Raw genomic sequence first — 25,748 nt, forward strand, 5'->3', positions numbered from 1 at the left:
CGTCAGTTGGCCGCGCTGACGAGAATCTTGTCCTTGCCGGCCTTGTCCTTGCTGTTCTTCTTCATCGCGGCCTCGAACATCTTGCGCCAGCTCGTCACCTGCGGGTGACGACGTAGCAGCGCCCGCCGTTCGCGTTCGGTCATGCCACCCCACACACCGAACTCGATCCGGTTGTCCAACGCGTCGGCCAGGCACTCGTACCGAACTGGGCAGCTCCGGCAGATCCGCTTCGCCACGTTCTGTTCGGCGCCCTGTACGAACAACGCGTCCGGGTCCCCGTTCTGACATGCCGCCAGCGACGGCCAGTCAGTGATCATGCCCATGTGTACACGTCCCCCCTTGCAGTACCTACCGACCTCGTCGATGCACGCCAGCCGGCAATTCCCCCCGATCGCCCGGCCCGCCTTCCCCAAGGCGGCGCGGACGACATGTGGCGCTGTCGCCGCCCCCATCATGCTCTGTAGTCGACTGATTACGCAACGTTGTCGGCTAAATCCATCATTCCGGACACTCCCGGCTTCCCGGGCCTTCGACCGCCGGTTACCCCGCCGAGGTCGGCGATAACGCTGCGCCGCCTCCTCGAATCAGAGGAGACTCACGCCAGGTCACACGCAACCAAGCACCGGGGGTCGTGCGTTTAGCACAACGAGGGCAGCGCGCGCAGGAAATGGGGAAAGAACGCCCCAGCGCCCCTCGTTCCCTACTCGCGTACCCTGTCGAGGTGACCTGGATGCGGAAACGTGACCACAATGTGCTGACCAACGCCGCATCGCTGCTCGTGTGTGGCCTGCTGGCCGGCGTGGTGGTCGCTGCGGCGGCCTTCCCCGCGGTGGCGATGTCCGGCTTGGCCGCCAAGGCCGGCGCCCAGACATTCGGCGCCCTGCCCACGGAGCTGACGGTGGCCCGCGCGCCGCAGATCAGCTACCTGCTGGCGTCGGACGGCAAGACACCGCTCGCGACGATGTACGACGAGAACCGGCGGGACGTGAAGCTCGCCGACATCTCGCCGTACATGCAGAAGGCCATCATCGCGGCCGAGGACCATGAGTTCTACAAGCACAACGGCGTCGACATCAACGGTGTCGCCCGCGCGTTCGTCAACAACCAGAACGAGGGCGCCGGCCGGCAGGGCGCCTCGACGCTGACCATGCAGTACGTCAGGTTGGCCATCGCCTACTCGGCCACCCACCCGGCCGACGTGGTCGCGGCGACCGAGGACACCAGCGCCCGCAAGCTCCGCGAGATGCGGCTGGCTCTGCAGGTCGACGAGGAATTCTCCAAGGACGAGATCCTCACCCGCTACCTCAACCTCGCCTCGTTCGGCAACGGCGCGTACGGCATCTTCGCCGCGAGTCAGGTCTACTTCGGCAAGCCGCCGAGCAAGCTCAAGATTGAAGAAGCGGCGCTGCTGGCCGGCATGGTCAAGGCACCGACGACGAACGACCCGACCACCAAGGCGGGTTACCCGCTCGCTTTGGAGCGACGTGACTACGTCATCGACAACATGGTCGAGATCAAGGCCATCACGCAGCAGGAGGCTGACGCGGCCAAGGCCGTCGAGCTCAAGGTGAAGGACAAGCGCACCCCGAACGGCTGTGTCTCGGCCAACGTCAACAGCTGGGGCTTCTTCTGCGACTACTTCTACCGCTGGTGGATGGATCAGGAGACGTTCGGCTCGACCACGTACGACCGGGAGCGGCGGCTGAAGAGCGGCGGCTACACCGTCGTGACGTCGATCGACGTGCAGGCGCAGAGGGCTGCGGACACGGCGGTCCGCAAGGCCAAGAGCGAGAACAGCAAGGAAGCCGCCATGGTCGCGGTGGTCGAACCGGGAACCGGCCGGGTCCGGGCACTCGCGGTCAACCGGCAGTTCAAGCTGGACGACCCGAAGAACCCGAAGAACAGGATCGCCAGCGATCCGGCGAAGAGCAGGAAGGGCATCCGGGGCAACTACCCGGCGACGGTCAACCCGCTGCTCACCGGCGGTGACGGCATCACCGGCTACCAGGCCGGGTCGACCTTCAAGATGTTCACCCTCGTGGCGGCGCTGGAAAAGGGCATCCCGCTCAGCTACCCCATCAACGCGCCGAAGCAGTTCAAGTCGGAATACATCATCGACAGCAGCAGTGACGCCGCCTGTCCCGGGACCCACTTCTACTGCCCCACCAACTCGAGCGACAGCATGGCCGGCGTCCACAACATGTGGAGCGCCTTCGGCCGGTCGGTGAACACCTACTTCGTGCCACTCCAGCAGCAGGTCGGCGCCGAGAACGTGGTCAAGGTCGCCAAGAGGCTCGGCATCAACTTCCGAGCCCAGGAGGATCTGGACCTGGAGCGGGGAGCGCACCAGTGGGGTGCGTTCACCCTGGGCGTCTCGCAGACCACCCCGCTGGATCTCGCCAACGCCTACGCCACCCTGGCCGCGGACGGCAAGTTCTGCGAGCCGATCCCGGTGCAGGAGATCCGGGACCCGGAGGGCAACAAGCTGGACATCGCCAACCCGCGCTGCGAGAAGCGGTTCAGCACCGAGGTGGCCCGTGCCGCGGTGGACGCGGCCCGCTGCCCGGTTGGTGACCGGTCGTCGTCGTCGAAGTGCACGGGAGCCACCGCCGGCAACGTGCGCAAGGATGTCGGCGCGCCGGTGGCTGGCAAGTCCGGTACCACCGACTCGGAGAAGACCGCCGCCCTGGTCGCGATGACCAAGCAGTACTCGGTGGCCGGCATCATGGCTGACCCGGACTGGCCGCAGACGAACGTCAAGATGAAGCACGCCGAGAAGGACGGCATCAACCCGCCGGTGTGGGAGACGCTGCGGGACGCGATGAAGGGCAAGCCGCGAATCCAGTTCGAGCCGCCGGGCCAGAAGATCTCCGAGGGTGACCAGCGCAGCATTCCCGACGTGAAGTGCCAGTCGGTGGAGACCGCGCAGTCCCGGCTCAAGGGCGCCGGCTTCGAGCCGGTCGTCTCCAGCACGAAGGTGGCCTCGACGTGCCCGGCGGGCACCGCGGCCGGCACCAGCCCGGACGGGCGCACCATCAAGGGTGGCCTGGTCACCATCCAGGTCAGCAGCGGCGGCGCTGCCCCGCCGGGTAACACCCCGTCGGGCAACCCGAACCAGCCCGGCGGCCCCAACCGACCCGGCACGGGCCGCCCCGGCGGCTGAGCCGGACGAGCAGGACGCATGAAACGGGCGGGCACCCTCGGGTGCCCGCCCGTTTCGTCTGCCCGGACCGCGTCTGCGATGTCAGGGATCGCGCGGTGTCAGGACCGCGCAGTGTCAGGACCGCGGTGGTCCGGGTGCCGCCGGTCAGAGGCCGAGCTGTCGGCGTACCTCAGCGGCCACCCGGCCACCCTCGGCCTGGCCCGCCACCGCGGCCTGGGCCGCCTTCATCGCCGGGCCCATCTGGGCCTTACCGGTGAAGCCGCCCGCGGCGAGCGCCCCCGACACCAGCTCGGTCAGCTCGGCGTCCGAGAGCTGTTTGGGCAGGTAGCGGTCCAACACCTCACCCTCGGCGGTCTCCTTCGCGGCCTGCTCGGCGCGTCCGGCGTCGGCGAAGGCGGTGGCCGCCTCCCGGCGCTTCTTGGCTTCCTTGGTCAGCACCGCGAGCACCTCGTCATCGGTGAGCTCGCGCTTGGCCTTGCCGGCGACCTCGGCGGTGCCGACGGCGGCCAGGGCCATCCGCAGCGTGGAGGTGGTCAGCTCGTCGCGCGCCTTGAGCGCGGAACGCATGTCGGCAGTGAGGCGGTCCTTCAGCGTGCTCATGGACGGTCAAACTACCCTGAACGCCATGCGAAAGCGCACACTATTCCGGCTCGCCGCCGGAACCGCCACGGTCGGCGCGGCCACTCTCGCCTATGCGTCGCTCATCGAGCGCAACATGTTCACCCTTCGGCGGTACGACGTACCGATGCTGCCGGCCGACGCGGAGCCGCTGCGCGTGCTGCACCTGTCGGACCTGCACATGATGCCCGACCAGGCGCGCAAGCAGCGCTGGGTGGCGTCGCTGGCCGCCCTCGACCCCGACCTGGTGGTGGTGACCGGCGACAACATGGCGCACCCGGGCGCGGTGCCCGGAGTGCTGCGGGCCCTGCAACCGCTGCTGGACTACCCGGGAGCCTTCGTGTTCGGCTCCAACGACTACACCGGGCCGGTGTTGAAGAACCCGTTCACCTACTTCCTGCCCGACCGGGAGTACGTCGAGGGCGTCGAGCTGCCCTACGAGGAGCTGCGCCAGGTGTTCACCGGCGCGGGCTGGGCGGACCTCAACAACGCCCGGACGATGCTGAAGGCGGGCGGGCGGCAGCTCGACCTGGTCGGCGTGGACGACCCGCACATCGACCGGGACGACTACCCCGCCGTGGCCGGCGCGGTCTCGTCCTCGGCCGACCTGTCCATCGCGCTCGCGCACTCCCCTGAGCCACGGGTGCTCGACCAGATGGCCGCCGACGGCTTCGGGCTGCTGCTGGCCGGGCACACCCACGGCGGTCAGGTCTGCGTACCAGGCTTCGGGGCACTGGTGACCAACTGCGGCCTGCCCCGCTCGATGGCCCGCGGTCTGCACCGCTGGCCGGGCTCGGACTCCTGGCTGCACGTCTCCGCAGGCCTCGGCACCCACCCGACGGCTCCGGTCCGCTTCGCCTGCCCCCCGGAAGCGAGCATCCTCACCCTCATCCCCCGCTGACCCCGCGCGGCACTCCCCGCCTCCGCGCCCACACACCGCGCCCCTCAAGATTGCCGGCCGGGGTGCACCCGAGCCCCGGGGGTACCGAGTTTGACCATCGGGGCGGGTGGGCTACTATTTGTCGGCACGCCTCGGGGTGTGGCGCAGCTTGGTAGCGCGCTTCGTTCGGGACGAAGAGGTCGTCGGTTCGAATCCGGCCACCCCGACCGAGGTCAGGGGCCACTCTCCATCGATGAGAGTGGCCCCTGATGCTTTCCTAGAGCAGTGGTGATCCACCGCAGGCTCTCCCCCAGGCGCGTGAGGGCGTCGCGGGTGGCGTCCGAGGACTCCTGCGAAGGTCTCCATCGTCACCGACACCTCCACGTGCCGAAGCACCTGCATGATGACGCGCGGATGCACATCCAGGTCGACGAGCAGGGTCGCGCAGGTACGCGGGGCGTCGTGCACGGTGATCTTCCGGACCCCGGCGCGGGCACAGCGGGCGTCCCAGGAGCGGTTGAAGTTGCGCGGCTCGACCGGCGTTCCGTAGCGGGTGGTGAACAGCAGCCGGGAGCCTGGCGTCCGAGGTCTGCGTCTTGGTCTCGCGGTGCAGCAGTTGGCCGCCAACCCGCTGCAACTGCCAGCCGATCGACAACTCCCCGGCCGCCGGGTCGACGGCATCCTCGGTGAGGCCGAGCACCTCGCCCTTGCGCAGGCCGCACACCAGGATCAGCACGTACGCGGCGTACAGCAGATCCTGGTCTGCCCGCGCGGACTCCAGGAAGCGACGCGCCTCGTCGCTGCTCCACGCCCTGCCCCTACGGTGGCGGACGGGTGGGAGCTTGACCAGGGCGGCGGCGTTGCGGGTGACCAGTTCCTCGGTGGCGGCGTGGTTGAGCGCCGAGCGCAGCACGCCCCGTTGATCCAGTCGGTGGTGTTCGTGGTGTCTCCTGGCACCGCCTGCGAGGGCGGCTCGCGCCGGAGGGCGGGGGCACAGGCCATCGGCCTCGGACCACCGGTCCTTCCGGTTGCTGGACCTTGGGTGATGCCGGGACGGGTGGGTGCCTGGTCGTCGGCTTCCGGTGGGTTGCCGCGGGTGATCCCCACCCGTCGAGGTGCGGGCTCGTGGCCGCGCGGCCCGGCCGGCTGCCGGCGCGCTCCGGACTATAGCCGCAGCTCAGTGGTTGACGAATCGCTCTACTGTGGCTGAAGGGTGGTCCCAGCGAGTCGGAGGTGGGTGTTGGGTAGGAGTCGCCGTCGGACTGTTCCTCGTGCCCGGTCGGTCCCTGAGCCACGGTCTACGACGTCGCCTGTGACGTTTGAAGGGCAGGAAAAGCTTGCCCTACTAGAGTCGAGAATCGCAAATCTCCAAGCCGACACCCAGAAGCGCAGGTCGTGGTACAAGGAGCCCAGTATCCTTGTCGCAGTCTTAGCGCTCGTTGTGTCGGTGGCGTCCGCCTACGCCACCTATCAACAGAACGTAGAGCAGAAATCGAAAGAGGCGAGGTCAGAGCTTGGGCAGGTGATACAACGAATTTCGGATCTCTCACAAGAAAGTGGCGCCGAGATTAAGAATGGCAAGGAGCAGGTGACTGGAAGGCAGCCTCGTGTGGGACTCGACAGCGAAAGAGTGGCCCTGGCGCAGCGGGCGGCCGACATCATTCGAGAGATCCCCCAAGACGTTTCGGCTCACGAATGTTACCTAGTGGCCCAGGCGTTCTACGATTCGGATAGATATGCCGAAAGCGTGGAGATTGCCAAGATTGGCACTTCCAAGAAGGTTGATTGGAAAACCCATCCGCGCCTCTACAGGATAGAGGGCGGCGCGCTTTTTGGCCAGGGCAAGTTAGATGATGCGCGCAAGGCAATGCAGGCTGCTATTGATACCGCCCCAACAGACCCGCATGATGAGCGCATCTACAGCCAAGCTTATAGCGAGAACTTTTGGGCGATTTGGGAACGGAAGGTTCGCGCCTGCGACGAAGCGCGGCAACATTTCAAGAACGCGAAGCTTATGGCAGGCTTGCTTGCCTCGGAGAGCTACCGCATCTCAATGAACGAATACGTGGGAGACGCCGAGCCTGCCTGCCGATGATCCGGCTTCTCCTTTAGCTTCGACCCCGATGGCCCCTACCGCGAGGCTCCAGGCGCGGCCCTCTCCCCCATCGGCTCAGGTCGCCGGGTGGTCACCGCTCTCGCCCTCGTCAGCCTCCGCAGCCCGCCCTGGGCCATGCGCGAGCGCCAGCAGGTCAAGGGGGGTCACCGCACGGTAGACCGGCCCTTCGCGCTTTCGGCCGTGACGTTCTCGCATGCGCTGGCGCTGCTACCGACGACTACCCACGACGAAATCCCCAGGATCTGGAGATGTGCATGTTGTCGCAACAGCGAAGGCTGGGCCGTGGCGTGATGGTCTTGCTGATGGCCCTGCTCGCGACGCTGGCGTCCACCACACCGGCGTTCGCGGCAACCTTGCCGCCACCGGCCTCGATCAGCGCGAAGGCAGTCTCCGCGACCCAGGTCGAGGTGAGCTGGCAGCCCGTGGCAGGCGCCAGCAGCTACGAGGTACGGCGCGGGACCGTGTCGGGCGGTCCGTACACAATGGTGGGAACGGCCATCGGGACGTCCTACGTCGACGACACCGTCGTGCCGGACACGGCCTACTACTACGTCGTGCGGTCCCGATCCGGCAAGCGGGTCTCGGGCGACTCGACCGAGGCGTCGGTGCAGACCTCGCTCCCGAAGCCCGTCAACGTGCGGGCGACCGCAGCGGAGACGAGCATGACCCTGCGTTGGAAGGCCGTGCCCGGCGCCACGCGATATGAGATCGTCCGGCTGAGCAACGCGGCACCGGTGGAGACGGTGGTCGGCACCACGACGTTGACCGAGTACGTGGACACCGGCCTTACGGTCGCCACCCGCTACGTCTACTGGATCCGGGCGGTCGTCGCGGGCGGCGCCACCGCCACGTCCGACGCCGTACGGGTCTACACCGGCCCTGCCACGACGACGACGGTCACGGTGTCACCGGGCTCGGTGGAGCAGGGACAGCCGATCCTGCTCGTCGCGAGTGTGCGGTACGCGGACGGCCGGATTCCCAGCGGCGAGGTGGCGTTCATGTCCGCGGCCGGCGCGGTCGCGTTCGCCAACGTCGACGGCACCGACGGCACGGCGATCGCCAAGGTCAATGGCACTGGATGGACTCCGACCTCGGTCTACGCACAGTTCCAGGGGTCCGACTGGCAACCGGCCGGAGCGAGCGTGTCCGGCGATGCCGTGGCCGTGGTCACCCAGCCCTACGGCTCAGTGGCTTTCGGCGGCCCCTCGTGGCTGAAGCTCGGCTCCAGGGAGGAAGCCGTCGCCGCCGGCGACCTGACCGGCGATGGGCTCTCTGACGTGGTGGTCACGACGACCGAGTACTCCGACGACGCCCACGACCATTCCGCCTTCCTGTTCGTTCAGGAGGCGGAGAACCAGCTCGTGCTGAAGCAGCAGGTGGCGATGTCGACGCCCACCGGCGGCAGCATGTACCCGGTCATCGGTGACCTGGACGGCGACGGCGCCAACGAACTGGTTGTCGCCACGGGCGACGGGGTCGACGTGTTCCGCCGTACCGGATCCGGGCTCTCCACGGCCGAGCACCTGTCGTTCGCCGACGACCTCATCGACCTCAAGCTCCGCGACCTGGACGGTGACGGCCGGACGGACATCGTCGCCGTGAGTGACAACGGCGTTCTCGTCCGGTACGGCGACGAGAACGGTGGCTTCGCGCCCGCGGCTCTCGTCTCGCCGCACCGAGGCTTCGTGCTGGACGTGGTCGACATGACCGGGGACGGCCGGCCGGACCTGGTGGTGCAGCTCGGACAGCTGATCCAGATCAGCACCCAGACCGCGCCTCGATCGTTCGCCGACCCGGTGGGCTACCAGGCTCCCGCCGGATACCTGCGCGTGGTCAGTTCCATGGCCGTCGGCGACGTGACGGGGGACGGCAGGAAGGACGTCGTCGTCACCGTGTCCGGCAACGCGCCAAACGCCCAGGTGCAGGTGCTCACCCACGACAGCGGAGGCGTGTTCGGACAGTGGATCCGCTACCCGGTCTACGAGGTGCCGGACGCGATCACCATCGCCGACGTGAACAACGACGGTCGTGACGACGTGGCCATCACCCACGGCGGCTGGAGCTCGGCGGGCGTCCTGCTGCAGCGGCCGGACGGCTGGCTGGGCAACGAGTTCCTCGTCTCCCAGCTGCCGCCCGCCAGCTCCTTCACCCCACGCGGGCTCGCGGTCGCCGACATCAACAACGACGGCCTGAAGGACCTGCTGATGGCCAACTACAACTACGGGCTCGTGGTGGTACCGCAACGCCCCGCAGCGGCGTCAGCGGCGATGTCGGCGAAGGTCCAGGTGGGTCGGGCCTGAGTGACGTGGGAGAGCGCCGTTCCCGCCGAGGCTGCCCAGGCAGCGGTTGTGCTCGGCGGGCGGCGCTCCCTCCGGCCCAAGCTCTGCTGCGAAAACGTGGGGAAGCCGCCGTCGCGGCCGATGCCTGGGCGGCACCCCGCTGACTAGCATCGACCTCGATGGAGCTGCTGGAGCGCGCGGACGCGCTCGCCACCCTGGACGGGCTGCTGGTCTCCCCCGGCGGCGCGATCGCGCTCGTCGCGGGCGAGGCGGGTGCCGGCAAGTCCGCCCTGGTCGGCGCGTTCGCCGCGACGACCAGGGCCAGGGTGCTCTGGGGCAGCTGCGATCCGCTGCTGACGCCTCGGGCGCTCGGGCCGCTGCACGACGTCGCCCGTCAGGTGGGCGGGGTGCTCGCGGACCGACTGTCCGCGCTGCACGCCGTGACGGAGGCCGAACGCCGGGGTGCCGTTTTCGACGCGCTCCTCGACGAGCTGACCGGTCCCCGGCCCGGCCGCCGGACGGTGATGGTGGTGGAGGACGCGCACTGGGCCGACGGGGCCACTCTGGACCTGATCGCGTACCTGGGGAGGCGGCTGGCCCGCCACCCGGCGCTGCTCGTGCTGACCGTGCGCGACGACGAGCTCGGGGCGGAGCATCCACTGCACGCGGTGCTCGCGGGCCTGCCCCGTCCGCTGGTCCGTCGGCTGCCGCTGCCGGCGCTGTCGACAGACGCCGTCGCGGCGCTGGCCCGCACCGCCGGCCGCAGCCTGGACGGGTTGTACCAGGCCACCGGCGGCAACCCGCTGCTGGTCACCGAGGTGCTGGCCGCGACCGGCCCGGGCGTGCCACCGACCGTACGCGACCTGGTGCTGGCCCGGCTGGCCGCGCTGCCTCCGCCGGCCCGGGAGGTCGCCGCCCTGGTCTCGGTGGTTCCGTCCCGGGCCGAACCGTACCTGCTGGACGATCACCCGCCGGCCGCCGTGCAGGAATGCCTCGACCGGGGCGTGCTGGTGTCGGTCGGCAACGCGGTGGCGTTCCGGCACGAGCTGCTGGGTCGGGCGGTACGCGAGTCGCTGTCCCCGGTGCGTCGGGTGACGCTGCATGCCGCCGTGCTGGCTCGGCTCACACCACGTGCCGACGTGGACGCCGCCCGGCTGGTGCACCACGCGCACCACGCCGATGATCCGGAGGCCGTGCTGCACTGGGCGCCCGTGGCGGCCGAGCGGGCCAGCCGGGCGGGTGCCCATCGGCAGGCGGCCGACCACTACGCCGTCGCACTGCCGCACGCCGCTGGCCTGCCCGCGCCGCGCCGGGCGGAGCTGCTGGAGGCGTACGCGACGGCGGCGTACCTGGCCGGGCTGGCCGCGCAGGCGCTCGACGCCCGTCGCGAGGCGCTGGTCCTACGGGAGGCCGACGGCGACCCGCTGCGGATCGGCGAGAACCTGCGCTGGGTGTCCCGGCTGTGCTGGTGGACCGGGGACAGTCCGGCGGCCCGGGCGGCGGGCACCCGAGCCGTCCAGGTGCTGGAGTCCACGCCTCCCGGCAGGCAGTTGGCGATGGCCTACAGCAACATGTCGCAGCTGCTCATGCTCGCCGACGACAACCACCGTTCCATCGACTGGGGTGACCGGGCCCGGGAGCTGGCCCGGCGGCTCGGTGACGTGGAGACCGAGGCGCACGCCCTGGTCAACGTCGGTTCGGCGCGCCTTCAAGGCGGAGACGTCGCGGGCATCATCGAGCTGGAACGCGGGCACACCCTGGCCGCCGCACACCACCTCGACGATCACGCGGCGCGGGCGTTGGTCAACCTGGCCACCATGACGGTGGAGTGGCACCGGGTCACGCCGGCCGCCGAGGCCCTGGGCCGGGCGCTGCGATTCACCACCAGCCGGGACCTCGACGGGTACACCCGGCACCTGCTGGGCTACCGGGCCCGGCTGCGGTTGGCCACCGGCGACTGGGCCGGGGCGCGCTCCGACGCCGAACAGGCGCTGGCCGGCGCCGCGCAGCCCGGCGGGAGCCTGGTCCCGGCCCTGGCCGCACTGGGCCGGCTCAGTGCCCGCCGGGACGAGCCGACCACACACCTGGACACGGCGGCGCGCTGGGCGGCGCAGAGCCGAGAACTCCAGTTCGTGGTGCCGGTCGCGGCGGCGTTGGCAGAACGGCACTGGCTGGCCGGGGAGCCGGGGCCGGCGGTCGCCGAGCTGCGGCGTGCGTACCGGCTCGCGGTCGAGGCGTGCCAGCCCTGGTTCGCCGGCGAGCTGGCGTACTGGCTGTGGCGAACCGGCGAGCCGATCGGAGACATGGGCGCGCTGGCATCGCCGTACCGGCGGCTGATCGAGGGCGACTGGGCCGGTGCGGCCGACGAATGGCGGCAACTCGGCTGCCCGTACCCCCGGGCCGAGGCGCTGGCCTGCGGCGACGGCCCGGCGGCTGGCGAGGCGCTGCGCATCCTGGACGGGCTGGGTGCGGTGGCGGTGGCCCGACGGGTCCGGGCCGACCTGCGCGGACGCGGAATGGCCCGGGTGCCGAGGGGGCCGCGACCGGCGACGGCCGCGCACCCGACAGGTCTGACCGCGCGGCAACGGGAGGTGCTCGTGCTGCTCGCCGACGGGCTCAGCAACGCCGAGATCGCCGCCCGGCTGTCGCTCTCGACCCGGACCGTCGACCACCACGTGTCGGCGGTGCTGGGCAAGCTCGCGGTGCCCACCCGGGGCCAGGCGGCCGCGACGGCCCGCCGGCAGGGCCTGGTGCCGCCAACATAGGTGTTTCTGCCGATCCCCGGGGGCCTCGCCACGCCTAGCGTCGGTGGCACGACGAACCGTCCGAGGGGGGACCATCATGACCACCGCAATCGATCTCAGCGCCGTGAAGGCACGCCAGCAGGTGACCTGGGCCAGCGGCGACTACGGCGCGGTCGCCGCGCTCATCCACCCGATCTCCGAGTTGCTGGTGACCGCGGCCGACCTGTCGGCCGGTGCCCTCGTCCTGGACGTGGCGACCGGCACCGGCAACGCCGCCATCGCCGCCGCCCGCTGCGGCTGCGTCGTGACGGGCGTCGACTACGTACCCGAACTGTTGGAGCGGGGGCACACGCGGGCGGCGTCCGAACGGCTCCCGGTCACGTTCGTGACCGGTGACGCGGAGCGCCTGGCGTACGCCGATGGTTCCTTCGACGCGGTGCTCTCCGTCGTCGGCGTGATGTTCGCGCCCGACCAGGAGCGGGCGGCGGCCGAGTTGGTCCGGGTCTGCCGGCCCGGAGGCACGGTGGCCCTGGCGTCGTGGACGCCGCAGGGGTTCATCGGCGAGCTGTTCCGCACGGTGGGACGGCACGTGCCGCCGCCGGCGGGGCTGCGCCCGCCGGTGCAGTGGGGCGACGAGGGCCGGGTCCGCGAGCTGCTCGGCGGGGCCGTGGGCGACCTGCGGGTGGTACGCCGTGAGTTCGTCTTCCGTTTCGGCACCCCGGAGGAGTTCGCCGACTTCTTCCGGGCCAACTACGGGCCGACGCTGAAGGCGTTCGAGGCGCTGCCCGAGGAACGGCGTCCGCACCTGCACGCCGATCTGGTGGAGTTGGGTCGCACGCACAACCGCGCCACCGACGGCACGGTACGGATCCCGGCGGAGTACCTGGAGGTCGTGGCGCAGCGAATCCCCCACCCGGCCTGACACGGTCAGTGTGCCCGTCAGTCCTGCCGTTCGGTGCGCTCGATCTCGGCGAACGCGGCGGCCAGGTAGTCGTCCAGCGGCACGCTGGTCGCCGCCAACAGATCGGCCACGAGCAGTGGGGCGTGCCGGGCCAGGGCGGACGCGTCGGGAGGCGAGTCGTCGCCCTCGGGGTCGTACACCCCGAGCGCGCCGGCCAGCAGAACGAGCACCACGTGCGGGTCCACGTCCGAACGCCACCGCGTCGCGCCCTGCACGCAGCGGGTCAGCACCTGGCGGATGTCGTCGCCGGTCAAACCGTCCGGATGGCTCTCCTCCAGCAGCAGCCGAACCACCGCGCCGAGCACCAGGCCGGAACGCTCGTCCGCGGCGAGCCCCACGACCGCCTCGTCGTACGCCTGACCGTCGCGGGCCTGGGCGGCGGCGACGGCCGCGGTGGCGGCCACCGCGATGGCGCGGGCGGTAGCGGGCAGGTGTCGCCAGGTGCCGGTCATCGGGCCAGCATCGCAGACCCGGCGGACACCACCGGACCGCCGTCGAATCGGGTGGATCATAGTGGGATTGGTCACCGGTCGCCCCCAGTGGACCGCGGGGCATCACCAAAACGGTTCGCCCCGCGTCACACCCGACAGACAGAATGCCGGTCATGTTGCGTCGCGCCCTTCCCCGCCGCTGGGAAGCCCGCCGGCTCCTCGTCGGCACCCTCCTGTCGGCGATCGGGCGTGGTCTGACCCTGCCGTTCCTGTTCATCTACCTGACCGACGTCCGCGGGATCAGCGACACCCATGCCGGTCTGGCGATCGGCTGGTACGGGGCGGTCACGCTGGCCCTGTCGCCGTTGGGCGGGACGCTGATCGACCGGTTCGGGGCTCGCCGGGTGGTGGTGCCCTGTCTGGTGGCCGAGGCGGTGGGCACCGGTTCGCTGGCCCTGGTCCACTCGACCGGGTCGGCTCTGCTGGTGATGACGGTGATCGCCATCGGCGGTTCGGCGATCTGGTCCGGGCAGAACACCATCCTCGCCTCGCTGACCGACAGCGACGAGCGGCAACGCGTCTTCGGGCTGAACTTCGCGCTGCTCAACCTCGGCATCGGCATCGGCGGTATGACGTCGGGGGCGATCATCGACACCGCCCGGCCCGGCACCTTCCAGGCGATCTACCTACTGGACGCGGTGAGCTATCTGATGCCGGCGCTGATCCTGCTCACCCTTCCGGGTGTCGGGCGCCGGCTCGGCGACCGGCGGCCCGCTGGCGAACCATCGTCCGGCGGCTACCTGACCGTGCTCCGTGACCGCCCGTTCCGCCGGTTGGTGATCTTCGGCCTGATCCTCACCACCTGCGGGTACGCCCAGGTCGAGGTGGGCTTCGCCGCGTACGCGGTGCGGGTCGCCGAGGTGAGCCCCCGGGTGGTGGCCTGGGCACTCGCCGCCAACACCGTGATGATCGTGCTCGCGCAACTGCTGGTGATCCGCCGCATCGAGGGGCGCAGCCGCACCCGGGCACTGGCCGTGGTGGGGGCGGTATTCGCGGCAGCCTGGCTGGTTCTGGGCGCGGCCGGCCTGGTCAGCAGTGAGAACGCCCTGATGGCCGCCCTGTGCGTGGTGGCCTGCTCGGCGATCTTCGGCTTCGGCGAGACGCTGCTGTCGCCGGTGATGCCGGCGCTGACCAACGCGCTGGCCACGGACGAGCTGCGGGGCCGGTACAACGCGATGAGCTCGATGATCTTCGGGATCAGTGGCGTGATCGGCCCGGTGACCGCCGGCCCGCTCATCGGTGCCGCGGACGGCAAGGTCTGGGTGGCGACGGTGGTCGGCGGCTGCCTCGTCGCCTCGCTGGTCGCGCTCTCCCTGCGCCGGCTGCTCAGCGCCGAACAGGACGGCACGACGACCGCCCCGGCGTCCCCCGCCCCGATCCCCACCCCCGCCTGACGCCAGTGCCGTGGGACGGGTCGGGCCCCGGAGCATCCGCTCCGGGGCCCGACGTCGCGGGGTCGTCCGTCAGGCGGCGGGGACCTCGGCGGTGGTGCGAATCCGGTCCAGCGTCGGCGCGGAGACCGGCGACTGGGCGGTCAGGTAATCCACGAAGGCATCCAGGTCGATCATGCCGGTGACAAGGTTCGTCCCGCCGGTGAGGGCGCTGAACCCGTCGCCGCCGCCGGCCAGGAAGTTGTTCACCGTCACCCGGTAGGTGGCGGCGGTGTCGACCGCGGTGCCGCCGAGGGTGAGGCTGCCCCGGACCACCCGGGTGCCGGCGCACGGGTCGGCCGCCGTACCGGTGGTGCCGTTCGGGTCGACCACGTAGCCCACCGTCGCCGACGGGTACAGCGTCCGGCCGGTGACGAACTGCTGCTCCAGTACGCAGTAGAGCTGCGCGCCGGTCAGGTCCAGCGTCACCAGGTTGTTGGCGAACGGCTGGACCGTGAACGCCTCCTCGTAGGTGACCGGGCCGGCGTCGAGGTCGGCCCGGACGCCGCCCGGGTTCATGAAGGCGGCGACGGCGCCCTGCTCGTCGTCGGTGGCGGCGAGCTGCGCGTCGGCGATCAGGTTGCCCAGCGGGGATTCGCCCAGACTCGTACCGAAGAGGGTTTCCTGGCTCCGGGTGATCGCCTGGCTGGTCACGCCGACCTCGCGGCCGGCGACCGGGCCGAGCACGGTCTTGTACCGGTCGATCAGAGCGGTCTGCGTCGCGTCCTTGGCCACGTCCCGGGTGACCACGACGTTCTCCGCCGCGGCGCTGATGACGTCGCCGGAGCGAGGGTCGATCTTCAGGTCGATGTTGGTGACCAGGCGACCGAACGAGCTGGCGCTGGTGACCAGCTTGCCGTTGATGTCGCAGTTGTACGCCTGGTGGGTGTGTCCACTGACCACCACGTCGATCGACGGGTCCATCCGGTTGGTGATGTCCACGATGGGCCCGGTCATGCCGACGCAGTCGTTGATCCCGCCGGTCGACGCCTGGGTGCCACCCTCGTGCAGCAGAACGACGATCGTCTGCACGCCCTTGCGGCGCAGCTCGCGAGCGTACCGGTTGGCGGTCTCCGCCTCGTCGGCGAAAGTGAGGCCGGCGACGCCCTGCTGGCTGACGATCTCCGGGGTGCCCTCCAGGGTCATCCCGATGAAGCCGACCTTGACACCCGCCACCCTGTGGATCGCGTACGGCGCCATCAGCGGCTTGCCGGTCGCGGTCGTGAAGGCGTTCGCGGACAGGTACTGGAAGCCGGCGCCCTGGTACGGGGTGCCGTCGGCGCAGCCGTCGACCGGGTGGCAGCCGCCGTTCTGGATCCGCAGCAGCTCGGCGGCGCCCTCGTCGAACTCGTGGTTGCCGACGCTGGCGTAGTCCAGGCCGGCCATGCTCAGTGCCTCGATGGTCGGCTCGTCGTGGAACGCGGCGGAGAGCAGCGGGGACGCGCCGATCAGGTCACCGGCGGCGACCGTGATGTTGTTCTTCTTCTTGGCGGCAGCGCGCAGCTCGGCCAGGTGGGTGGCCAGGAACTCGACGCCGCCCGCGGGCTGCCCGGCGATGGTGCCGCTGGAGCCGGTCGGCGGTTCGAGATTGCCGTGGAAGTCGTTGAGGGCCAAGAGGGTGACGTCGACCGGCCTCGGCCGCGCGTCGGCTTGCTCAGGGCTGGTGGTGACCACGCCGAACGCGGCCACCGCGAGCACGGTCAGACCGACAGCGGCCCGCCGCATCCTGGATATGGACATGGAACTCCTCATGAGAATCGTCGCGTGCGGTGCCCGGTTTCTGGGTCGACCGGGCCGCCGACCGACGCCGTCGGAACGGTCGCGGATGGCGGCGCTGGGGGTGGCCGCCCGCCCCGACAGCCTCTCATCCGGACGCCGACCGGTCGACCCGGACAGCAGGCAGAGCTGCGCGTACACCCGCCGTTTGCTGCGGGTCTGCCGGACACCGTCGGACCCAGGGTCTAGAAAGGACGGGACAGCCAGCGCGGACGGAGGGCGGCATCGTGAGCGAAGCGACACCGGTGGTGGAGCAGGTGCGATCGGCGGATGGCACGCCCATCGCGTTCGAACGGTCCGGGGTCGGGCCCCCGATCATTCTGGTCGGCGGCGCGTTCAGCGATCGCGACGCGACCCGCGCGCTCGGGGAGGCGTTGGCACCGGATTTCACCGTTTTCGGCTACGACCGCCGAGGTCGGGGCCACAGCGGCGACACCCCACCGTACGAAATCGGCCGGGAAATCGACGACCTGGCCGCCCTGATCGCGGCGGCAGGTGGTTCCGCCGCCGTCTACGGGATCTCCTCCGGCGCGGTCCTGGCCGCCCTCGCCACCGCACAGGGCCTGCCGGTGACCAGGTTGGTCGTGTTCGAGCCACCGTTTCAGGTCGGCTCGCACGTGGGCGTCTGGAAGGACATCACCGCGCAACTCATCGAGCTGATCGCCGCCGACGACCGGGACGGCGCGGTGGAGATCTTCCTCAGCGCCTCGGTGGGGTTGCCGGCCGAGACGATCGCCGAGATGAGGGCGCAACCGATGTGGGGGGCCCTGACGGCGATCGCGCACACCCTGCCGTACGACGCGATCGTCACCGCCGGAGGGCGATTCCCCGCCGACCGACTGGCGGCTGTCGCCGCGCCGACCCTCGCGGTGGACAGCACCGGCAGCCCACAGTGGCTACGGGACGCGAGTCGGGCCACGGCCGAGGCGGTCCCGGGTGGCCGGTCCATCAGCCTCGACGGTGACTACCACGACGTGCCGCCGACGACGCTCGCTCCCGCGCTGCGCGAGTTCCTGCTCGGGTGATGGCCGCCGGCCAACCGACAGCACCGCCGGCCGGCCGGCCGGACCGCACCGCCGCCGACCCGCCGCACTGCCGGCGTGGCGCAGGCGATCAGCCGTCGGCCAGCGCCTCGGTGACCAGGGCCGCGACGGCGTCGGGCGGCCAGCCGCCCGCCACACCGGGGCGGGCCGCCAGATAGCTGGTGATCCGCTCGGCCGGCCAGCCGTGCGACTCGCGCAGGCCACGGGCGATCATGCGCAGGTAGACCGGCGCGGGTGGCCGGCACCGCACGGCTGACGCACCCTCTGGTGCGGTGAACGTGAGCATCGGGGCGCCGCTGCGGCTGCCCGGGCAGACCAGCGTCTCGTACCGCCCGGGGCCCAGCGTGGCCCGTCCGTCGGCGACGGCCGCGTCGATGGCCGCGCGGGTCGCCGGGATCAGGTCGGCGGTGCGACCCGCCGGGCGGTACATCTCCTGGGCGGCGATGTCGGCGAACTGTTCCACGGTGACCAGGTAGGCGCGGGCCGCGGCCTCGCCCGGCAGGTGCGGGTCGTAGAAGGCCATCCCCCCGGTCCAGGCGCCGGACTCGCCGGCGAAGTAGATGCCGCCGGGCAGCGACACCGGCACCGACCGGCTCGGTGGACGCTGGTCCCGGCAGCCCGGGTACGTCCGCTTCCCGCCGGGCGGGCAACCACCACTGATGTACCACTGCAGCCGGGCGGCGTGCATGTTCGAGCCGTACGCGACGTACCAGACAACCACGACGGGTGCCCTCAGAAGCCGCAGGTCTGGCCGGCGGAGTGGCTGACCTGCACGGTGTGTGTCACGCAGCCGCCCGCCTCGACCAGGTGCAGCAGGAAGGCGGTCGGCTCGTCGACCCAGCCGATCTGCTCGTCCGCGCTCATGGTGAGCGTGCTCTGCTTCCAGGTGCTGGGCGCCACGGTGAGCACCGTGCCCGCGTACGCCGTGGTGACCGGGCGGTGCAGGTGGCCGGCGGCGACCCGCACGACGTGCCGGTGCCGGCCGATCACCTCGGCGAGCGCGTCCCCGTCGGCGAGCCGGATGGCATCGGCCGCGGGGATGCCGACCGCGACCGGCGGATGGTGCAGGCAGACCACGGCGGGCACCTCGGGCCGCCCCGCCAGCACCCCGTCGAGCCAGCCGAGCTGGTCCTCGCCGAGTTGGCCGTCGCCGCTGCCCGGAACGAGCGAGTCGAGCACCACGATCGACGCCGCCTCGTGGTCGACGTGGTAGTAGGCGGAGAAACCGCCCCCGAGCCACGGCGTGCCCCCGAACGCGTCGAGCAGCGACTCCCGGTCGTCATGGTTGCCGGGGACCAGGTGCACCGGCAGCGGGAACCGGCCGATCAGCTCGCGCAGCGCCGCGTACTCGTCGGGCCTCCCGTGGTCGACCAGGTCGCCGGTGATCACCACGCAGTCCGGTCGGGGGTGTAACGCCAGCACCCGGCCGAGCGCGCGGTGCAGCCCGGCCGCCGGTTCGGCGGCGAGCAGGCCGGTGGTCAGGTGCGGGTCACTGAGCTGGGCGATGAGCATGGGCTCGCCTCCTCGACGCCGGGAGCTTCACGCTAGCGCCGACTGCGGCACCCTGGGGGCCCGGCGCCCACAGGCTGCGTCCACAGCCTGTGGATAGCACGTGTGTACGAAGCCAATTCGACCTCGCGCCACCGTGAGTACGCTTGATCGCGCGGCTCGGCGCCGGCCGGGCCCCTCCCCTACCTGGAACGACGTGCGAGTGGATCATCAGCGAGTCGTCCGTGACGTCACCGTCCGTCTGCCCATGGCGTCGAGCGCGCTGGAGGCCTGTCGGTGGACGGTCACCGCGCTGTCCCGCCACACCCAGGCGACCGTCTCCGTGCTGCTCACGGTCCACGACCGTCTGCGCTGCGTAGCGGCCACCGGGGCCTGGCAGGTCTTCGCCACCGTGCCGGCGGGGACCGGCATCGTCGGCCGGGTGTACGCCACCGGCACCCCCGCCGTGGTCCCGGACGTCACCGTCGACGCGGACTACCTCCCGGTCCGCCCGGACGTGACCGCTGAGCTGTGCGTACCGGTGCTCGACCCGGCAGGTCGGGCGATCGGCGTGCTCGACCTGCAGTGGAGTGAGCCGATCGACCTTGAGCCGTGGCGGGAGACCGCGCAGCGGCTGGCTGGCCGACTCGGCGCGCGGATCGCCGCCCTCGGTGGCCCACCGCCGGAGAGCCGCAGCGAGAAGCTGCTCCGGCATGCCACCGCACTCTCCTCCGCGCCGACCGAGGGCGACGTATTGGGCGTGACGGCCTGCGCCGCCCGGGAGGTCTCTTCCCTCTCCACCGCCGTCCTGCTGATCGCCGGTCAACTCGGCCCGTCCCCGGTGGCACCGAGCGACCTGGAGATCCGAATCCGCACCGAGTTGACCGAGGCGGGTCCGAGCGCACTGGACCGGATGGTCGACCGGGCCCACCGGTACGGCGCCGGTTACACCCTGGGCGAGCCGGGGCACCCCCCGACCGAGGACTACCAACCGCTGACCAGAGCGGGGGTGCGCACCCTGGTCACCGTCCCGCTCGGGCCGCCGGACGCCGGCGGGGTGCTGCTGGTCGCCGACGAACGCGCGCTGCGCCCGGACCCGACCACGGTGAGCCTGATGGAGTTGCTCGCCGGGCAGGCCTGGACGAGCCTGGACCGACTGCGCACGCTGTCCCGGCTGCGGGAGCAGGCCAGCTCCGACCCGCTGACCGGGTTGCGGCACACCGGCCCGTTCGGGCAGCGGATCGCGGCGGCCACCCCGGGGCGTACGGCCCTGCTGGCGATCGACGTGGACGGCTTCAAGACCGTCAACGACACGTACGGCCACCAGGCCGGCGACCGGGTGCTGGTCGGCTTGGCCCGGGCGCTGGAGGGGGCGCTGCGGCACGGCGACGAGCTGTACCGGATCGGCGGCGACGAGTTCGTCGCCGTGATCGAGGTGAGCCGCCCCGAGGAGGCGGTCCGGATTGCCGAGCGGCTGACCGAGGCGGCACGGCGCATCGGCCGCACGATCAGCGTGGGCGTCGCACTGCCCCGACCGGGCGAGTCCCCCGATCGCACCCTGAGAAGAGCCGACCAGGCCCTCTACGCGGTGAAACGCCAAGGCCGAGACGGCGTACACCTCTCCGCCGCCTAACCCCCACCCTTCACCCCCGCGATCTTGCACTTTTGGTCGCCGATTAGTCGCCTTGGCCCCTTTTGTCGGGGCAGAAAGTGCAAGATCGCGGGGGCGAAGGAGGACGCGGGGAGGTTGGTTAGGAGTTCTTCAGCTCTTTGGCCAGGAGTTCGGCGATCTGGGCGGTGTTGAGAGCCGCACCCTTGCGGAGGTTGTCGCCGGTGACGAAGAAGTCGAGGGCGCGGGGGTCGTCCAGGGCGCGGCGGATCCGGCCGACCCAGGACGGGTCGGTGCCGACCGCGTCGATCGGCATCGGGAACTCCCCCGCCGCGGGATCGTCGACCAGGATCACCCCGGGTGCGTTGCGCAGCGCCTCGCGGGCGCCCTCGGCGTCCACCTCGGTCGCGAAGACCGCGTGCACGGCCACCGAGTGGCCGGTGACCACCGGCACCCGGACGCAGGTGGCGGACACCTTCAGGTCGGGCAGGCCGAGGATCTTCCGCGACTCGTTGCGGATCTTCATCTCCTCCGACGACCAGCCGGCGTCGGCCGGGGAGCCGGCCCAGGGCACCACGTTGAGCGCCAGCGGCGCCGGGAACGGGCCCAGGTCGTCGCCGACCGCCTGCCGTACGTCACCGGTCCGGGAGCCCAGCGCCCGATCCCCGGCGACCTTGGTGAGCTGGTCGTGCAGGATGTCGACGCCGGACTGGCCGGCCCCGGAGACCGCCTGGTAGGAGGCGAGCACCAGCTCCCGTAGGCCGTACTCGCGGTGCAGCGGCGCGATCGCGACGATCATCGCGAGGGTGGTGCAGTTGGCGTTCGCGATGATGCCTCGGGGCCGGTTGCGGACCTGCTCGGGGTTGATCTCCGGAACGACCAGCGGGACGTCCCGGTCCATCCGGAAGGCGCCGGAGTTGTCGACCGCGATCGCACCTCGGGCGACGGCGATCGGCGCCCACTCGGCGGAGACCTCGTCGGGCACGTCGAACATCGCCACGTCGACCCCGTCGAACGCCTCGGGAGTCAGCGCCTGGACGACGAGTTCCTCGCCCCGGCAGCGCACCCGGCGCCCGACCGAGCGCTCCGAGGCGAGCAGCCGGATCTCGCCCCAGACGTTGCGGCGCCCGGTGAGCAGCTCACACATCACGGTGCCGACGGCACCGGTCGCTCCGACCACGGCGAGGGTGGGCAGCGCCGTCATCGGCGCTACCTACCCGTCCCCGCGTAGACGACGGCTTCGGTGTCGCCACCCAGCTCGAACGCGTCGTGGATGGCACGGACGGCAGCGTCGAGGTCGGTGTCCCGGCAGACCACGGAGACCCGGATCTCGGAGGTCGAGATCATCTCGATGTTGACCCCGGCCGCGCCGAGCGCGGCGAAGAAGCCGGCGGCCACACCGGGGTGCGAGCGCATGCCGGCACCGATCAGCGAGACCTTCCCGACGTGGTCGTCGTAGAGCAGGCCCTTGAACTTGACCGACTCCTGAATCTTGCTGAGCGCGGCCATCGCGGTCGGGCCGTCGGTCTTGGGCAGGGTGAACGAGATGTCCGTCCGGCCGGTGCCCTCGGTGGAGACGTTCTGCACGATCATGTCGATGTTGATCTCGGCGCCGGCGACGGTGTCGAAGATCCGCGCGGCGGCACCCGGCTCGTCGGGCACGCCGACGATCGTGATCTTGGCTTCGCTACGGTCGTGCGCGACCCCAGTGATCAGTGCCTGCTCCACGGAAAGGTCCTCCATCGATCCGGTGACCATCGTGCCGGTGTTGGTCGAGTATGACGAACGGACGTGGATCGGCAACCCCGCCCGCCGGGCGTACTCCACGCTACGCAGGTGCAGCACCTTCGCGCCGCAGGCGGCCAGCTCCAGCATCTCCTCGTAGGTGATGTGCTGGATGTGCCGGGCGTTGGGCACGATCCGCGGGTCGGCGGTGAAGATGCCGTCCACGTCGGTGTAGATCTCGCAGACGTCGGCGTGCAGGGCGGCGGCGAGCGCCACGGCGGTGGTGTCCGAACCACCCCGGCCCAGCGTGGTGACGTCCTTGGTGTCCTGTGAGACGCCCTGGAAGCCGGCCACGATGACCACCGAACCCTCGTCGAGCGCGCCCTTGAGCCGCCCGGGGGTGACGTCGATGATCCGCGCGCGACCGTGCACCGAGGTGGTGATCACTCCGGCCTGCGAGCCGGTGAACGAGCGGGCTTCGTACCCCAGGTTGTGGATGGCCATGGCGAGCAGCGCCATGGAGATCCGCTCCCCGGCGGTGAGCAGCATGTCCAGCTCGCGGCCTGGCGGCAGCGGGCTGACCTGGTTTGCCAGGTCGAGCAGTTCGTCGGTGCTGTCCCCCATCGCGGAGACCACCACCACCACGTCGTCGCCGGCCTTACGGGCGGCGACGATGCGCTCAGCCACCCGCTTGATCCGCTCGGCGTTGGCGACGGAGGATCCGCCGTACTTCTGCACCACGAGTGCCACGACGGTGCACTCCCTCCCAGCGACCCTGAGCGTGCCGACGCCGCCGGAACCGGGGCCGGCGGCGCGTGTCAGACCCCTTGAGGGTATCCGGCGGGTAACGACGCCGGGTCAGGTGATCCCACCATCCGGCCCTTCCGCCGCCGACGGGCCCGGTCCCACCGGGTCGGGCGGTACGCGGGGACGACCCCGTCCGACACGCCGGGACGAGCCCGGTACGCGCCGGCCCCCACCAACCGCTCGCACCCACCAGAATGGGCCGGTGCCCGTCCTCATCCGCTCGGCCGGCCGTGTGCTCGGGCCGCTCGTGTTCGCCCTGCCGGGGCTCCTGGTCGCCTGTACCAGTGAGCAGCCTCCCAGCCCGCCACCGTCCGATCCGGGGGTGGTCGAGGTGGACGCCGCGCGGGACGAGCTGGCCGCTCTCGCCGCAGCCGCCCAGGATCGCCACATGGTGACGCAGTACGTGTACAGCCGGGCGGGTCAACCGGACCGCACCATCGCGTTCACCAGCGCGAACGACGGCAGTTGGCGGGTCGACGTGCCGGGTGGCGCGCTGGGTGGCACCGCCGACGTCTCGATGGCCGCCACGGCCGACGGGCTGTTCCAGTGCGCCCTGCCGTCGGCCGGCCGACCGGAGTCGGCGAGTTGCGTACGCCTCGGCGAACGCGACGACGCGATTCCGCGCCGGTCGGACCCCCGGGTCCAGCACCCGCTCACCGACTGGCTGGACGTGCTCACCGACCGGCGCGCACCGTTGGCGGTGGCCCCGGCCAGCCCGCCCGAGGGCATCACCGGCACCTGCTATTCGGTGGACTCCACCTCGGCGTCGCTCAACGCCCCGCTGGACGTGGGCATCTACTGCTATGACCGGGACGGCACGCCGACGGGCGTGCGGACGGCGGCGGGCACGCTGAGGTTGGCCGCCCCGCCCGGTCCGGCGCCGGCCACCGTGCAGCTCGCCGGCCCGGTGGTGGTCGATCGGGACCCGCTCGACACCGCGGCGCCACCGACGCCGGACCCGTCCGACAGCCCGAGCGCGGGAACGCCCTGACCTTCGTCCCGTTACGGGTGTGTTTGCCCACATTTGACGACCCCATCCTGAGCGGCGAATCGCCCATACAGGACGATTCTCGCCATGGCTGACCTGACCCCGCTGCTCGCCTTCCGCTGGAGCCCCCGGGCCTTCGACCCGAGTGCCGAACTGACCCCGGACGAGGCGGCCTCGCTGCTGGAGGCCGCGCGCTGGGCACCGTCGGCGGACAACGGGCAGCCCTGGCGGTTCGCCCTCGGCCACCGGGACGACGAGAACTGGAAGCGGATTTTCACCAGCCTCCCGGACAGCGACCAGGGCTGGGCTCGACACGCGGCGACCCTGGTGGTCGGCGCGCACACCGGCGGCGACGCCGAGCGGGCCGCGTACGACCTCGGGCAGGCGATAGCCCACCTGACTCTGCAGGCCACCGCGCTCGGCCTGCACGTGCGCCAGCTCAGCCGCTTCGACCAGGCCAGCCTCGCCATCGAACTCGACCTGCCCAGCGGCGTCCGACCGCTCGTGGTCGCCGCCGTCGGCCGGCTCGGGGACCCGTTCGCTCTCCCGGCCGACCTGCGCGCCCGGGAGACCGGCCTGCGTCACCGCCGCCCGCTCGCCGACCTGCTGCTGTGCTGATCGACCGCCGAAGTCACTCGCCCCGGCTGGCCCGGAGCAGGACCAGCGCGGCGTCGGTGTTGCGATAGAGGACGTGCCGACCCTGTCGGGACCGGGAAACCAGGCCGGCGGCGTGCAGCGCGGCCAGGTGCTGAGAGACGTTTCCGGCGGACATCCTGGCGAGTCGGGCCAGGTCGGTGGTGGTCACCGCTGTCTCGAGCAGGTGCAGCAGGGTGGCTCGGCCCGGGCCGATCACCCGTGCCAGTGGGTCGCCGGGCGGCGGCGCGGTCGCCTCCCAGAGCGTGCCGAGGGCCCGGACCGGGTACGCGCCGGCCGGCAGCGAATCCTCCAGCAGGTTCCACAGCACGTGCCGCTCGGTGAACACCGTCGGGTTCAGCGCCAGCCCACGATCGCGAAGGTCGAAGTCCCGCTCGAACGTGTCGTCGCTGATCACCCGGTCGCCGTGCCAGCGCAGGCTCGGGTGGAGCTGCTCGAAGAACCGACCGGCACCGTTCTCGGCGAGCTGTGCGGCCCGGTACGCCACGTCGGCGTCGAGCAGCGCCCGCATCCGCGGCCAGTCCGGGGCGATCGCCTCGTCGTACCAGACCCGCACCGCGTCGACGACCTGTGGCAGCAGCCCGCCGGGGTCGGCGAGCAGCGCCCGCCCGAACGGGCTCAGCGGTTTTTGCCAGGTGGTCGCCAGCAGGTCCTGGACCACCACGGCCGGCGGCGTCGCGGCGATCTGGTCGAGCTGCTCGGCCATCTCCACGTTCGGTCGGGCCGCCGGGGTGAGGAAGTCGGGCAGCCAGCGACCCGGCACGACCAACCCCACCAGAGGTCGGACCCGGTCGGCTACCTCGGAACGACGCAACGTCACGCGGGCCCGGTCGATCCAGGGCAGGTGCACCGCGTAGCGGACCGGGTTGGCCAGCGCCCACATGCTCATGACCGTCTCGTTGGCCGGTGACACGGCGAGCCGCACTCCCGCCACGTCGGCCAGGCTGAACCGCAACTCGGACACGCGCCCCCCTGG

The 25,748-nt window shown here is 71.2% G+C and carries 20 protein-coding genes, 1 tRNA gene and 1 pseudogene; 12 read left to right on the forward strand and 10 right to left on the reverse strand.

Going from position 1 to position 25,748, the window contains the following annotated elements:
* Positions 1 to 2: 2 nt before the first annotated feature.
* Positions 3 to 323 carry a WhiB family transcriptional regulator gene (locus ACQEUX_RS26160; protein WP_030328078.1) on the reverse strand — a complete coding sequence of 107 codons (321 nt, stop codon included), beginning with the start codon at positions 321 to 323 and terminating at the stop codon, positions 3 to 5.
* Between the two features lie 407 nt (positions 324 to 730).
* Between ACQEUX_RS26160 and ACQEUX_RS26165 the strand changes: the two genes are divergently transcribed.
* Positions 731 to 3,163, forward strand: coding sequence for a penicillin-binding protein (locus ACQEUX_RS26165; protein ID WP_433053584.1), 2,433 nt, complete (start codon positions 731 to 733; stop codon positions 3,161 to 3,163).
* A 144-nt stretch (positions 3,164 to 3,307) separates the two neighbouring features.
* Here the strand turns inward: ACQEUX_RS26165 and ACQEUX_RS26170 are convergent, their stop codons facing one another.
* Entirely contained in the window at positions 3,308 to 3,763 is a 456-nt protein-coding gene (locus tag ACQEUX_RS26170) for a GatB/YqeY domain-containing protein (RefSeq protein ID WP_074315185.1), read from the reverse strand.
* Between the two features lie 25 nt (positions 3,764 to 3,788).
* Here ACQEUX_RS26170 and ACQEUX_RS26175 point away from each other — a divergent pair, with 25 nt between their 5' ends.
* Both ACQEUX_RS26175 and ACQEUX_RS26180 read left to right on the forward strand, forming a co-directional pair.
* Positions 3,789 to 4,682, forward strand: a complete 894-nt coding sequence (locus ACQEUX_RS26175) for a metallophosphoesterase (RefSeq protein ID WP_433053588.1) — start codon at positions 3,789 to 3,791, stop codon at positions 4,680 to 4,682.
* Positions 4,683 to 4,814: 132 nt separating this feature from the next.
* A tRNA-Pro gene (locus tag ACQEUX_RS26180) sits at positions 4,815 to 4,888 on the forward strand.
* A 6-nt stretch (positions 4,889 to 4,894) separates the two neighbouring features.
* On the opposite strand, the pseudogene ACQEUX_RS26185 reads toward ACQEUX_RS26180, so the two are convergent.
* Positions 4,895 to 5,586 (reverse strand): annotated as a pseudogene (locus ACQEUX_RS26185) (tyrosine-type recombinase/integrase); the annotation flags it as partial.
* Positions 5,587 to 5,973: 387 nt separating this feature from the next.
* On the opposite strand from ACQEUX_RS26185, the gene ACQEUX_RS26190 reads away from it, so the two are divergent.
* The 4 genes from ACQEUX_RS26190 (at position 5,974) to ACQEUX_RS26205 (ending at position 12,722) form a co-directional block, all read left to right on the forward strand.
* Positions 5,974 to 6,756, forward strand: a complete 783-nt coding sequence (locus tag ACQEUX_RS26190; protein ID WP_433053591.1) for a hypothetical protein — start codon at positions 5,974 to 5,976, stop codon at positions 6,754 to 6,756.
* 311 nt (positions 6,757 to 7,067) lie between these two features.
* Positions 7,068 to 9,077: an FG-GAP-like repeat-containing protein gene (locus ACQEUX_RS26195; protein WP_433057143.1), complete on the forward strand. Its 2,010-nt coding sequence runs from the start codon at positions 7,068 to 7,070 to the stop codon at positions 9,075 to 9,077.
* Positions 9,078 to 9,235: 158 nt separating this feature from the next.
* A complete protein-coding gene (locus ACQEUX_RS26200) occupies positions 9,236 to 11,821 on the forward strand; it encodes an ATP-binding protein (protein WP_433053593.1) in 2,586 nt (861 codons plus the stop codon).
* A gap of 76 nt (positions 11,822 to 11,897) precedes the next feature.
* Entirely contained in the window at positions 11,898 to 12,722 is an 825-nt protein-coding gene (locus tag ACQEUX_RS26205) for a class I SAM-dependent methyltransferase (RefSeq protein ID WP_433053596.1), read from the forward strand.
* A gap of 17 nt (positions 12,723 to 12,739) precedes the next feature.
* Here the strand turns inward: ACQEUX_RS26205 and ACQEUX_RS26210 are convergent, their stop codons facing one another.
* Entirely contained in the window at positions 12,740 to 13,213 is a 474-nt protein-coding gene (locus ACQEUX_RS26210) for a hypothetical protein (RefSeq protein WP_433053599.1), read from the reverse strand.
* 152 nt (positions 13,214 to 13,365) lie between these two features.
* On the opposite strand from ACQEUX_RS26210, the gene ACQEUX_RS26215 reads away from it, so the two are divergent.
* Positions 13,366 to 14,646, forward strand: coding sequence for an MFS transporter (locus ACQEUX_RS26215; RefSeq protein ID WP_433053602.1), 1,281 nt, complete (start codon positions 13,366 to 13,368; stop codon positions 14,644 to 14,646).
* Positions 14,647 to 14,715: 69 nt separating this feature from the next.
* Here ACQEUX_RS26215 and ACQEUX_RS26220 read toward each other — a convergent pair whose 3' ends face one another.
* Positions 14,716 to 16,422 carry a bifunctional metallophosphatase/5'-nucleotidase gene (locus ACQEUX_RS26220; protein ID WP_433053605.1) on the reverse strand — a complete coding sequence of 569 codons (1,707 nt, stop codon included), beginning with the start codon at positions 16,420 to 16,422 and terminating at the stop codon, positions 14,716 to 14,718.
* 263 nt (positions 16,423 to 16,685) lie between these two features.
* Between ACQEUX_RS26220 and ACQEUX_RS26225 the strand changes: the two genes are divergently transcribed.
* Positions 16,686 to 17,483, forward strand: coding sequence for an alpha/beta fold hydrolase (locus tag ACQEUX_RS26225; protein WP_433053608.1), 798 nt, complete (start codon positions 16,686 to 16,688; stop codon positions 17,481 to 17,483).
* An 88-nt stretch (positions 17,484 to 17,571) separates the two neighbouring features.
* On the opposite strand, the gene ACQEUX_RS26230 is transcribed toward ACQEUX_RS26225, so the two are convergent.
* Positions 17,572 to 18,222: a histone deacetylase gene (locus ACQEUX_RS26230; RefSeq protein WP_433053611.1), complete on the reverse strand. Its 651-nt coding sequence runs from the start codon at positions 18,220 to 18,222 to the stop codon at positions 17,572 to 17,574.
* Positions 18,223 to 18,233: 11 nt separating this feature from the next.
* Positions 18,234 to 19,013 carry a phosphodiesterase gene (locus tag ACQEUX_RS26235; RefSeq protein WP_433053614.1) on the reverse strand — a complete coding sequence of 260 codons (780 nt, stop codon included), beginning with the start codon at positions 19,011 to 19,013 and terminating at the stop codon, positions 18,234 to 18,236.
* Between the two features lie 199 nt (positions 19,014 to 19,212).
* Between ACQEUX_RS26235 and ACQEUX_RS26240 the strand changes: the two genes are divergently transcribed.
* Entirely contained in the window at positions 19,213 to 20,622 is a 1,410-nt protein-coding gene (locus ACQEUX_RS26240; RefSeq protein ID WP_433053617.1) for a diguanylate cyclase, read from the forward strand.
* 118 nt (positions 20,623 to 20,740) lie between these two features.
* Here ACQEUX_RS26240 and ACQEUX_RS26245 read toward each other — a convergent pair whose 3' ends face one another.
* A complete protein-coding gene (locus tag ACQEUX_RS26245) occupies positions 20,741 to 21,802 on the reverse strand; it encodes an aspartate-semialdehyde dehydrogenase (RefSeq protein WP_433053620.1) in 1,062 nt (353 codons plus the stop codon).
* Between the two features lie 5 nt (positions 21,803 to 21,807).
* The gene (locus ACQEUX_RS26250) at positions 21,808 to 23,073 is read right to left on the reverse strand and encodes an aspartate kinase (protein WP_433053623.1); all 1,266 of its coding nucleotides are present in this window, start codon (positions 23,071 to 23,073) and stop codon (positions 21,808 to 21,810) included.
* 259 nt (positions 23,074 to 23,332) lie between these two features.
* Between ACQEUX_RS26250 and ACQEUX_RS26255 the strand changes: the two genes are divergently transcribed.
* Together ACQEUX_RS26255 and ACQEUX_RS26260 are read left to right on the forward strand one after the other, a co-directional pair.
* Positions 23,333 to 24,121 carry a hypothetical protein gene (locus tag ACQEUX_RS26255; protein ID WP_433053626.1) on the forward strand — a complete coding sequence of 263 codons (789 nt, stop codon included), beginning with the start codon at positions 23,333 to 23,335 and terminating at the stop codon, positions 24,119 to 24,121.
* A gap of 84 nt (positions 24,122 to 24,205) precedes the next feature.
* Positions 24,206 to 24,736, forward strand: a complete 531-nt coding sequence (locus ACQEUX_RS26260) for a nitroreductase family protein (protein WP_433053629.1) — start codon at positions 24,206 to 24,208, stop codon at positions 24,734 to 24,736.
* 13 nt (positions 24,737 to 24,749) lie between these two features.
* Here the strand turns inward: ACQEUX_RS26260 and ACQEUX_RS26265 are convergent, their stop codons facing one another.
* Positions 24,750 to 25,736: an ArsR family transcriptional regulator gene (locus ACQEUX_RS26265; protein WP_433053632.1), complete on the reverse strand. Its 987-nt coding sequence runs from the start codon at positions 25,734 to 25,736 to the stop codon at positions 24,750 to 24,752.
* Positions 25,737 to 25,748: the final 12 nt, after the last annotated feature.

Source organism: Micromonospora sp. CA-259024, assembly GCF_050936255.1.
Classification (GTDB): domain Bacteria; phylum Actinomycetota; class Actinomycetes; order Mycobacteriales; family Micromonosporaceae; genus Micromonospora.